At 64.6% G+C, this 11,442-nt stretch carries 6 protein-coding genes; 3 read left to right on the forward strand and 3 right to left on the reverse strand.

Annotated elements, in window-relative coordinates; genetic code table 11:
- Nucleotides 1–170: 170 nt before the first annotated feature.
- The 3 genes from KF907_RS13185 to KF907_RS13195 are packed head-to-tail and all read left to right on the forward strand — an operon-like array spanning nucleotide 171 to nucleotide 5,445.
- Nucleotides 171–2,288 (forward strand): putative bifunctional diguanylate cyclase/phosphodiesterase, encoded by a 2,118-nt coding sequence (locus tag KF907_RS13185; protein ID WP_291221055.1) that lies wholly within the window; start codon nucleotides 171–173, stop codon nucleotides 2,286–2,288.
- Nucleotides 2,288–4,999 (forward strand): ATP-binding protein, encoded by a 2,712-nt coding sequence (locus KF907_RS13190; protein WP_291221056.1) that lies wholly within the window; start codon nucleotides 2,288–2,290, stop codon nucleotides 4,997–4,999. Before KF907_RS13185 ends, KF907_RS13190 begins: the two co-directional genes overlap by 1 nt.
- The gene (locus KF907_RS13195) at nucleotides 4,996–5,445 is read left to right on the forward strand and encodes a response regulator (RefSeq protein WP_291221057.1); all 450 of its coding nucleotides are present in this window, start codon (nucleotides 4,996–4,998) and stop codon (nucleotides 5,443–5,445) included. Before KF907_RS13190 ends, KF907_RS13195 begins: the two co-directional genes overlap by 4 nt.
- 75 nt (nucleotides 5,446–5,520) lie before the next feature.
- On the opposite strand, the gene KF907_RS13200 is transcribed toward KF907_RS13195, so the two are convergent.
- The 3 genes from KF907_RS13200 to KF907_RS13210 form a co-directional block, all read right to left on the reverse strand.
- A complete protein-coding gene (locus KF907_RS13200) occupies nucleotides 5,521–6,969 on the reverse strand; it encodes a phospholipase D-like domain-containing protein (protein ID WP_291221058.1) in 1,449 nt (482 codons plus the stop codon).
- A 159-nt stretch (nucleotides 6,970–7,128) separates the two neighbouring features.
- On the reverse strand, nucleotides 7,129–7,614 hold the full coding sequence (locus KF907_RS13205; protein WP_291221059.1) for a nuclear transport factor 2 family protein: 486 nt from the start codon (nucleotides 7,612–7,614) through the stop codon (nucleotides 7,129–7,131).
- A gap of 16 nt (nucleotides 7,615–7,630) precedes the next feature.
- Entirely contained in the window at nucleotides 7,631–11,440 is a 3,810-nt protein-coding gene (locus KF907_RS13210) for an LVIVD repeat-containing protein (RefSeq protein WP_291221060.1), read from the reverse strand.
- Between the last annotated feature and the right edge of the window lie 2 nt (nucleotides 11,441–11,442).

Consider the following 11,442-nt stretch of genomic DNA (forward strand, 5'->3'; position numbering starts at 1 on the left):
ATGGATCCGCTCTGTCCGACGTATACCCAGCCCCCCGAACTCGTTGTACATTTCGTCGCACGGGCAAGGATCAGGCGTCCGCCAGCGGGTTTGGCGCAGGGGGATATGGAATGGGTGATGCCGGGTTCAGTACGGCGTTGGCAAGTTCGCGCCCTCTCGAGATCCTCCTTGTGGAGGACAATCCGGGCGACGTGCGTCTTGTCGTCGAAGCCCTGCGGCAAGGACGCTTGCTGCACCACCTGTGCATTGCCGCGAGTGGCGACGAGGCGATGGCGGTGTTGCGCCGCGAAGGCCGCCATGCGCATTGCCTGCGCCCGGATCTGATCCTGCTCGATCTCAACTTGCCTGGCCTGAGCGGCCACGAGTTGCTGCACGTCTTGAAATCGGATCCCACCTTTGCGCGCATCCCGGTCGTCGTCCTGACCGGATCGGTCGCGCACGAGGACATCGTGCGCGCCTACGCCTCGCATGCGAATTGCTACATCCGCAAACCGGTCGATCTCGACCAACTGCTGGGCGTCATGCGCACGGTCGGCAACTTCTGGCTGTCAGTGGTGGATCTGCCGGGAGCGGGCAGCCGCGAGCGCCTCGGCAACTGGCGCTTGCTGCTGGTCGAGGACAATCCTGGCGATGCGCGTCTCGTCGTCGAAATGCTCTCCGCGCCGCAGTTGGAAATCGTTCACGTGGAACGCTTGTCCGACGCGCTCGATCGGCTGCGCGATGGGGCGTTCACGGTAGCCCTTGCCGATCCCGGTTTGCCCGACTCGAGCGGCATCGACACGATCGGGGCGCTGTTGCGCGCGGCGCCACTGCTGCCGGTGGTGGTGTTGAGCGGCGCCGAGGATGAAAACCTGGCCCTGCGTGCGATCCAGCTCGGTGCACAGGACTACGTGGTCAAGGGACGGGTCGATGCGGATGCGTTGGTACGCGTGATGCGCTACGCAGTCGAGCGCAAGCTCGTGCAGGAGCGCCTCGACTATCTGGCCACCCACGACGGCGTCAGTGGCCTGCCGAACCGTCAGGTTTTCATCGATGAGCTTGGTCATGCGATTGCGCAGTGTCAATTGCGCAGCCACGATGCCGCCGTGCTGATGGTGTCGCTGTCGGGGCTGTCGCGCGTGAACCAGGTGCATGGGCACGATTTCGGCGATCTCGTCATCGGTGCCGCCGTCGCGCGCATGCGCAATGTACTGCCATCGGCTGCGCGCGTCGCCTGTACGGGCAGTGCCGAGTTCTCGGTCATCCTGACTGACACGCAGTCGATCATGGATACGCCGCACATTGCAGAAGAACTGATCGCCGAAATTGGTCGGCCTGGCACCATCAACGGCCAGCAATACAGTCTTGGCGCCAACGTTGGCATGAGTCTGTTTGGCATCGACGCGGAGACGCCGTCGACCCTGCTCAAATGCGCCGAGACGGCGCTGTATCAGGCAAAGAGCGTGGGCAGGAATACGTTTCGCTTCTATTCGGCAAAGATGAATGCCACCGTGCTGGATCGTCTGGCGATCGAGCACGACCTGCGTGATGCGATAGACCGGGAGGATTTCGAACTCCACTTCCAGCCACTGTTCGACGTGATGGATGGCAGCCTGGTTGGTGCCGAGGCATTGCTGCGCTGGCGCCATCCGTCGCGTGGCCTGCTCGCGCCAGAGCATTTCCTCGACGTTGCCGAACAGAGCGGATCGATCCTCGAGATCGGAGCGTGGGTGGTATGCGAAGCCTGCAGGATCGCCGCGGCTTGGCCGGAAATCGGTGGGCGTCGCGTGCAGATCGCGGTCAACGTTTCCGCGCGCCAGCTCGTTGCCAGCGGTTTCGCTGAAGTCGTCGACCTTGCCCTCGAAACGAGTGGGTTGCCGCCGTCGGCGCTGGTCATCGAACTGACCGAAAGCATGATGCAGGCCGAAAGCTCGCGCGACATGTTGCAGCGCCTGCGTGCGCGTGGCGTCAACATAGCCATCGACGATTTCGGTACCGGCTTCAGTTCGCTGGCCTACCTGCGCCGGTTCCCGGTCGACGTGCTGAAGATCGACCGCACCTTTCTCGGTGCTGTCACTGGCGACGAACGCGATGCAGCCATCGTGCGCACGATCGTTGCCATGGCGCGCAATCTTGCCCTGTCTGTCGTCGCCGAGGGGGTCGAAACCAAGGCACAGCTCGAGTTCCTGCGCGGAATCGGCTGTGACAAGGCCCAGGGGTACCTGCTCGGTCGTCCGGTCGACGCACCTGCGTTCTCGGCTTGGCTGGGAGCCGGCACGCACGGCTTGCTCTCTGACGGGAGCAGTTGATGCTGTCGCGGCTGCTGCGAAACCCGCTGCATTTCGGTTGTGCACTCGCCGTTGCGGTCATCGCGTTGGGATTCCTCGGTGCAAGGCCATGGGTCGAGGACGATCTGCTCAGGATCCGTCCGTTGAGCGCGGCGCTGGGTCTACTCGTTGCCCTTGGCCTGTTGCTGCGCGCCCGCGGTGGATCACGTATCCCGAAAGTGCTGGTCGGAGTCGTGGTTGCCGGTCTGTGCGGCCTTCAGCTCAGCTGGTTCCTGGTTGGCGGTTCGGGTACCGGCAGCGATGGCTCGGACATGCAGGCGGTCGGACAGGGCTTTGCCGCCGGATTGTTCTGTGTCGGCATGGCCTTCATTCTCGATGGGGTGCTACCGGCGCACTGGGGGCGCCACTTCGTGTTTGGCCTGATCGGGGCGGTCGTTGCCGGCATCGGTGTGTTCGGCCTGATCGAGATCGTCGGTCTGCGTCAGGGCCTCGGCATCGCCAACGAGGACCTGCCGGTCGGCATGCGCCTGCCGAGTGCCCTGACCTTGCTGTTCAGCGGAGTTGCCTTGCTGGCCGGTGCGCGCTTGCGTGGCGTGGCGATCGAAGGGGCTTCGCTCGCCGATGTGCGTCCAGGAGCGCTGCGCGACCGCACCGGCATCGCTGCCGGGCTTGCCATGTTGTGCATCAGCTTGGGTGCAACCGGCTTGATCTGGCGCGAGACGCAGATCGATGCGCGTGCACAGGAGCGTCAGCGCGCCGATGAAGGACTCGATCGCTTCGCCGACGCCCTCGGTGAGCAGGCGCTGGCGACCTCTGCGCTGCTGGATGGACTGGCGGGGCTATTCGCTGCATCGGATGATGTCACCGAGGAGGAATGGAGCGAGTACCTGCGACACACGCAAGTCGAAAAGCGCTATCCAGCCGTAGTAGCCGTCCTGTTCGTGCGTGGTGTGCGCGGCGCTGCTGAGCCAAAGCGAGAACAACAATTCGATGCCGATCACATGCAGCAGGCGAGCCGTCCATCGCGATGGTCCGAGCGCCAAATGGTCATCACCTATGTGTCACCCAGGGCGGAAGTCCTGCGCGCGCTCATAGGCACCGATATCGAACGCGACCCCAACTATCGCCAGATCCTCGACATTGCCCGCGACGGTCTGGCATTTGCGGTATCCGCTCCGATTGCATTCGCCCGCCATGGAGACCCCAGGCAACGTACCGGCTTCGCGGTCGTCCGCGACGTGCATGGCGCCACGCCGGAGGACAGCGGATTCGTCTACGTGATGATCGACATGGCTGCACTCGTCGCGCGCGTGCGCGATGATGTCGGTGCGGCATGGATCAGCCTGCGCGTACGGGATCTTGGCGTGGACGATGCGGCTGGAGTACTGCATGACACGGCTGACTTCGTTGATTCGCGTTCCCCGCTGTCGGCTGAGATCGATGTCGGTGGACGCCGTTGGCAAATCCAGACGCAGGCGCGGACCGCGCAGTCCGGGGATGTCGCCTCGCGCACGTCGTCGCTCGTGGCCATCGTTGGTCCGCTGGTCGCGGTTGCCCTGTTCGCGATCACCTGGGTACTCGCAGGTCACCGTGCGCGTGCGCTGAACTTGGCAGCGCGCATGACCGCGGAGCTTCGTCGCAGCCAGCGTGCCCAGCGGGCGATTGCCGATACTGCAAGCGCCGGGATCATCACGGCAGACGCAAACGGAAAAATCCTCTACGCCAACCCGGCAGTCGCGGCGATCTTCGCCTACGAAGCCGACGACTTGCCCGGGCGCCATCTGACCGAACTCGTTCCGGAGCGTCATCGCGAACGCCATCAGCTCGGTATTGACCGTGCCCGCGCGGGAATATCACCGAACATTCTGGGTCGATCGATCGAAAGCGTCGGACGGCGCAGCGACGGCAGCGAATTTCCGATAGAACTCATCGCCTCGGAATGGTCGAGTGACGGAACGATCTACTTCACCGGATTCGTCCTTGACATCAGCGGGCGCAAGCAACAGGAGTCGATGCTGCTGCAGAAGACACGCGAACTCGAGCGCTCGAATGCGGAGCTGGAGCAGTTCGCCTACGTGGCGTCACATGACCTGCAGGAGCCGTTGCGCATGGTGGCGAGCTATGTGCAGTTGCTCGCGCGGCGCTACCGAGGCCGCCTCGATCACGACGCGGACGAATTCATCGGCTTCGCCGTCGATGGTGCATCGCGCATGCAATCGCTCATCCAGGACCTGCTGGCCTACGCGCGCGTGGGGCGCTCGGGTCAACAGTCGATCCCGGTGCATATTGGCCACTGTGCGGCATCGGCGCGCTTGGCACTCCAAGAGTCGATCGTCGAGAGCGGTGCGTGCGTCGACATCGCCGCCGACGGCGTTGCCCGAGCGGTCCCGAGTCAACTCGTCCAGCTGTTCCAGAATCTGATCGGCAATGCAATCAAATTTCGCAGCAAGGACACGCCGATCGTTTCGATCGACGCGACGCGGGAGGATGAGTTCTGGCACGTGCGCGTGCGCGACAACGGCATCGGCATCGAGCCTCGATACCGTGAACGCGTGTTCGCGATCTTCCAGCGCCTGCATACACGCAACGAGTATCCAGGCACAGGGATCGGCCTGGCGATCTGTCGCAAGATTGTCGAGGGCTTTGGGGGGCGCATCTGGATCGAGTCAGAAACAGGACAACAAGGCAGCGTTTTCCATTTCACCATTCCCGCCAGCGAGGACAGTGCATGAACGCGCAAAAGACCGCCCATGTCGTCGAGATACTGCTCGTCGAGGACAACGAAGGCGATGTGCGCCTGACCCGCGAGGCCCTGAGCGAAGGCCGCATCCGCAATTGCCTCAGCGTGGTCAACGACGGTGAACAGGCGCTCGCCTTCCTGCGTCGCCAGGAGCCATATGCGCAGGCGCCGCGCCCGGACCTGATCCTGCTCGACCTGAACTTGCCGCGGCTCGACGGCCGCGAAGTACTCGCCGAGATCAAGAGTGATCCCGACCTCAAGCAGATACCGGTGGTCGTGTTGACCAGTTCGCGCGCAGAGCAGGATCTGCTGCGCGCCTATGACCTGCATGCCAACTGCTTCATCGGCAAGCCGGTTGCATTTGAGGAATTCATCGACGTCGTGCGCAGCATCGAGGATTTCTGGCTGACCATCGTCGTGCTGCCCCCAAAGGAGTGATGGGCACGGGTAAGGAGCGCCCCTGCGCGCGATTCCTTGCAGCTATCGAAGAACCTTCGTGCACCGGGAGCGCTTCTACGCATCACTTTCAGGCGGGTTGCCGTTGCGGCGACGACGGATGCCGAGCCATCGTGCCAGCAGGGCGAGACCAGACCAGAGCAGGATCGCGGCGGCCGGCCAGGCCAGCGCACGCGGCCACAGGAAGGCCACCACGGCGATGGCGAGAAGGAGCAACCCCCCGATGCCAAGCATCGACGATTCGGAGCGGCCGAGTACGCGCCGGTTGGTGATCGCCGCACCGACCGAGTTGGCCAGGCGCAGCGCACCGGCTGCCGCGCGCCCTGAACTGCCACCCTTGCATGCGGCGGCGCGATGATTCCGACGCTGCAGACGTCTGCCTTCGTGCAGGACGATCTCGGTGCTGTTGTCGAGATCCTGTAGGTACTGCGCTTCCATGCGTTCGGCGAAAGTGCGGTTTTCGACGGCGACGTCGATCTCGCAGTTGCCGATCCAGCTGGCCAGATTGAGGTTGCTCGAACCGACACGTGACCAACGGCCGTCGGCTACGGCGGACTTCGCGTGCAGCATCGAGCCGTTCCACTCGAACACACGCACGCCGGCTTCCAGGAGCGGCCGATATCCCGCGCGCGACATCGAGCCGACCGCGGGAATGTCGCTCGATCCTGGCACGAGCAGGCGAACGTCGACGCCGTCACGAGCCGCAGAGGCCAATGCCTGCACGTAGGGCGTGACGCCGACGAAGTAGGCGTCGGTGAGCCATAGCCGCTCTTCGGCCATGGCTGCGATCAACTGGTCGAGTCGGTACAGGCCGGCCGCATTCGGCACGGTCGCAATCACACGCAGGTCGACGTCGCCGGCCACGCCGGGCACTGCTGCGCAAGCATCGAAATCGAGGGGAGTGCCGATGCGCGCCCAGACGTCGGCAAAGGCGTTGGCCAGCTCGGCGACGGCGGGTCCATGCACGGCGACGCCGGTATCGCGCCAAGGCGGGATCTTCCTGGCCGGATTGCCCAGCCATTTCGCGCTGACGCAGATGCCGGAAAGGAAGCCCGCATGACCGTCGGTCACGAGCAGCTTGCGATGGTCGCGCGAAAGCCAGCCAAGCGGACTGGCGAGCCGTGGCGGGTTGTAGGTGCGCACTTCTCCGCCTGCGGCGACCAGCGGTGACCAGAATCGCGCACGTGACTGACCGAAGCAGCCGAGCCAGTCGCGCACGACGCGGACCCGTACGCCGGCCTCGGCGCGCTCGACGAGCGCGTCCCGGAAGGTGCGCGCAGTTTCATCGTCGCGGAAGATGTAGTTCTCGAACAGAATCGATGCGCGCGCCGCACGGATCGAGGCCAGCCAGGCATCGTAGTTCGCTGCGGCATCGATCAGCAGTTCGATCGCATTTCCGCCGATCAGCGGCGCACCCGCCGCACGGCTCAAGGCCTGCGTGGCGACGAGCCGCGTCGACGCATTCCACGCGGGCACGGGCCTCGGTTCGAAGGGCAGGGCGGACATGCGGGTGAGTGTAGCGCCCGAAGGAGAAGAGCACCGCCCACACGGGCGTCCTTTCTGCATGAGCCCGTTCACGGGCGATCGGACACTGCGATGAATCGAAAAGCCGAGCATCGTCCCTTAAGGGGCTCCTGCAGCGGCTCCTGCGGGAGAATGCAGGCGCTATTTCGTTTCGCGCTCGGTGGCGATGAAGCGTTCGAGGGCTTTGCGCGCGTTGACGGTGACCTTGGCACGCAGCGGCGGTGTCCAGCCCAGCAGGAGACCGAGCGGCCCGAGCGCCTGGCGCGACCAGCGCCAGAAGGCGAAATCGTCGACCTGTTCGACGATGAGACCGTCGGCGAAGCGGAAATGAGAGCGCACGATGTTGTGCACGGGGCGCCCGGTACTCGAGAACGTGTACCAGGCCTGCCAATCTGCGCGCCCCTCGTCGCCTTCGGCAACGATGCCGGACGCCTGCACGCGCAGATCCGCGGCACGCGAGCACAGCATCCGCCACATCGCGCCGACTTCAGCGCCATACAGTTCGAATACCGGATCGCGGAAACTCGCATGGGTGTGGTAGCAGGCCGCCATCGCCGCGCCGTCGTGGCGGGCGAAGGCGGCGAAATAGCCTTCGATCAACGCACGCATGTCGATGGGTGCCGGCACGACGCGCTCGCCCCGATCAGTTCGGCCCGTGGGTGTCCGATGCCGTACCGGTCGGCGCGGCATGCCTGGACGGGCCGGCGACGGGTACGGGGATGTTGGGGGAGAGCGCCGTGCCGTGGTCGTCGATGGCGTTGCTGACGTACCAAGGTGTGCCATCCTCCTTGAGGAACAGGCGGCGCATTTCCTCGAGGGTGAACGGGCGCGAGCCGATGCGGCCGAATACGGCGACCTGATGGCCGCTCTCGTCGACCGCGCGGTCGCGTTCGAGGCCGCGCGACAGCGACAGGGCAGGCTTGCCGGTCGGATACCAGGCGACGAGCTGCGGCTTCGGGTCGGGGGCGAAACCGTAGAACTTCGGTTGCGATTCCGGCGACGTGAGCTGGATGACCTTGAGACCGTTGCGGCCGTCTGCGACATAGGCGAACAGCGAGGCGTTGGTCGTTCCGACCACGACGTCACGCGCATCGTTGAGCTTGCCACCGGCGTTGTACATCTCGTACAGCCTGGGTTGCTCGGGATTGGTCACGTCGATGATGGCGAGGCCGTCAGCGCCGTTGGCGATGAAGGCCCAGGTGCGGGCGATGTGCAGCTTTTGCGGGTCACGCAGAGACAGATGGGCGCCGGGGACTTCGGCGGCTCGCTCGGGCCTGGTCACGTCGACGACGTGCAGGCCGTCGGTGGCGGTGACGAAGAGATAGCGGAATTGCACCTGGCTGGCGCGCGCCCCGGCGATCGGGATCGTCTTGACGTAGCGCGGTGCGAGCGGGTCATCGAGGTCGAGGACGACGATGCCGCGCTCGGTGGCAACATAGAACGTCGTGCCGGCGATGGTCAGGTGGCGCGCTCCGTTGAGCACGCCGTCGCCGTTCCAGGTCATGGCGCGCTCGAGGTTGTTGTTGCGCGCCTCGCCATCGACCAGGGTGTCGATGTCGGTGGCGATCAGGCCTTCCTCGGCATCGGTGATGAAAGCGTATCGGTAGACCGGATGCATCACCTGTTCGGCGTTGGGGCCGCGCATCAGCTCGCCTTCGTTGCGCTTGGGCGCGACCGGTTGGGTCGTTGCCAGCGCAACACAGGTTGCATTCCTCGACTTGATCGCAGTGTTCTGCCCGAGTGGGGAGAACGGTGCGGTGATGAGTTTCTGCGAGAAGCCCTTGTTGCCGATACTGGCGACGTCGTAGATCTGCGTGCCCTTGGTGCCTTCGGCGACGAACAGGTACTCGCCACGCAGTTGCAGGCACTCGGCAGTGCCGGCCGAATGCGCATGCGCGACTGGCAGGCGCTGCCCACGCTGCTGGTGCTCGGAGAACCAGTCCGGATAGGCGTATTTCTGCAGGTAGCTGCCGATCACCGCCTGCGGCTCGTCCCACTCGGTGACCTGTACGGCGTTGATCTCGCCGTCGCCACCGACCCAGGCGTGGAAGCCGACGAAATCGATGAACTTCGTGCCGAGCAGCAGCAGCTGCGCCATGATGGCATTGTTGTCGTTGTTCTTCGACAGGTGGCAATCCTCGCAGTCCTTGGTCTCGGTCTTGCGTTCGGTGTGCGGGTAGTGCGGCGCAAATGCCTGCGAGCTGTAGCCCGAAGCGGCGATCGGCGGCTGCTGGACGTAGATCTTCTCGCGGTTGATGTTGGTCGAGGACAGCACCAGCGCCGACGAGGAGCGCACCGGCGCAATCTTGCCGTCCTTGATCCCGCCATGCTTGCCAAGGAAGAACATCTCGTCGCGCGCGACCTGCGGGTTGTAGGTGGCGAAGTTGCGCGTGTAGCCGCCTTCGTACTTGTGGCGCTCGGTTTTCCAGTTGGCCTCGATCGGCAGGTGGCAGCCGCCGCAGCTCGTCGTCCAGGAGGTGTGGCACGAGTAGCACAGCATCTTGTCTTCGCCGTGGGCGCGTTCGTCGAGCGGCACATCCTTGCCCCAGCGCAGCTCGTCGGTGCCGCGCGCCATCGTATGGGCGCGCGTCGCCTTCGGATTGTATTCGCCGGACAGAGGATCGACGCTGTCCTTGACCAGGCTCATCGTCCATTCCAGGCCGGGTGTCACGGCCGAGCGCTGGATCAGCTTGTCGCCGACCCATTCGAAACGCTTCTTGCCGTCCGGGTTGCGGATCAGCAGCAGGTTGGTGCCGAACTTCGAGGCCGCCGGACCCGAGGTCTTCAGCGTCGGTGGCGCATCGACCGTGCCGTGGCAGTCCTGGCACTGGATTTCCACCGCGCCCATGACCTCGGCCTTGAGGTAGCCGTTGCCGTGATTGTCCTGGGCGAAATGGCAATCGACGCACTGCATGCCGACGTCGACGTGGATCGACGAGAGGTGCACGCCCTTCTTCCACTTGTCCGGATCGTCGTCGGCGATCTTCGTGCCGGCGGCGTCGAGCAGATTGCCCTTGCGGTCACGCTTGTAGATCGCGCGGAAATTCCAGCCGTGGCCGTGGTAGTCGGCGAACTGGGTGTCCTTGAGCTGCGGATTGAGCAGTGAAACATCCTTGAGGAAATCGACATCGGCCCACTTGCCGCGCGGTGAGGCGCCCTCAGGATTGCGGTCAAGGATCTTGCGCATCTTCTCCGCGTCGGGGTACTGCTGCTTCTCCGGCCACATGAACGGCGCGTCGGACTCGTAGTCCCACATCGTGTAGCCGAGCATGGTGTTGATGAACATGTTCGGCTGGTGCATGTGGCAGATCATGCACTGGCTGGTCGGGATCTGGCGCGTGAACTCGTGCTTGAGCGGATGGCCGGGCACGTCTTTCGGGATGGTTGGATCGGCCTGCTGGCTCGTGCCCATGTTGCCGAACTTCGCGTAGATGGCAGAGTGGCGGGGGTCGCGGTCGTTGGCGTAGACGACGTGGCAGGCGCTGCAACCGGACGAGCGGAAGTCGCCGGGATTGTCGTTGGTGCCGAGCATCCAGATGAATGGATCGTTGAGGCGTGTCTTGTGGATGTTGAGCACGGGGATCGACACGCGCAGGCCGGTGCCGGGCCCGCGGAACGACTGCTTGAGGTCGGGCCGGCCCGGTTCCTCGAGGCGCTGGATCTGGCCGAACTCGTTCGGCAGACCGATCTCGGCGAAGATGTTGTTGATGTTGCGCCCGCCGCGCTCGAACACGCGGAAGATGTCGCCCGGCGGCACGGTTTCCCAGGTCGGCATCGGGTTGATCTTCGGCAGAATTCCGCGCTTGTCCATCGCAGCATCGTTGGGGATGCCGTTTTCGACGGCGGCTGGCTCGCCCTCACGCGAATAGGATTCGCCAAGGATCGAGTGCTTGAACGGCAGGATGCCGTTGTTGTACGCGGCGGCGCCCCAGAACATCGCCGCATTGGCCATCAGGCTCTTCTCGTTGGCCTGGATGATCGGCAGGTGGCAGGCACCGCAGGCCTCGCGCGCGATGCGCAGGTCGCCCGGGTTGATGAAGCGCACGAACTCGGGGGCTTCCTGCATCAGCCAGGCATAGCTGCGCTCGGGATTTGCTGCTGACGGGAAGCGCGACGGATAACGTGGCAGCACATGGGCGCGTTCCAGCGCTGCGCGATACTCGACGCTGCCGGTCGAACCCTGGGCCTGCACGCTGGCATCGCCTCCATGGCAGTCCGTGCAGCCGAGCACCACGGCCGGATTGGCGTGCATGGTCTTGCGATCGGATGCGCTGTGGCAACTGACGCAGCCAGCCGATTTCGCTTCGGCCTGTTCCCAGGTCTGGAAGGCCGGCGCGGCAGGTGCGGTGACGTATTCGCGCTCGACTTTCGCAGGCTTGCTGCTGTCGGCGAGAACGGGCGTCGCGGTGAGGGCGACGGATGCGATGCAAGCGGCGGCAATGGATCGCAGCATGG

It is taken from the genome of Dokdonella sp., from assembly GCF_019634775.1.
GTDB lineage: Bacteria > Pseudomonadota > Gammaproteobacteria > Xanthomonadales > Rhodanobacteraceae > Dokdonella.

Excerpts from the sequence above, each read along its gene's own strand:
- KF907_RS13190 (WP_291221056.1), top strand. The coding sequence starts at position 2,288 with ATGCTGTCGCGGCTGCTGCGAAACCCGCTGCATTTCGGTTGTGCACTC.
- KF907_RS13195 (WP_291221057.1), top strand. The coding sequence starts at position 4,996 with ATGAACGCGCAAAAGACCGCCCATGTCGTCGAGATACTGCTCGTCGAG.
- KF907_RS13200 (WP_291221058.1), bottom strand. The coding sequence starts at position 6,969 with ATGTCCGCCCTGCCCTTCGAACCGAGGCCCGTGCCCGCGTGGAATGCG.
- KF907_RS13210 (WP_291221060.1), bottom strand. The coding sequence starts at position 11,440 with ATGCTGCGATCCATTGCCGCCGCTTGCATCGCATCCGTCGCCCTCACC.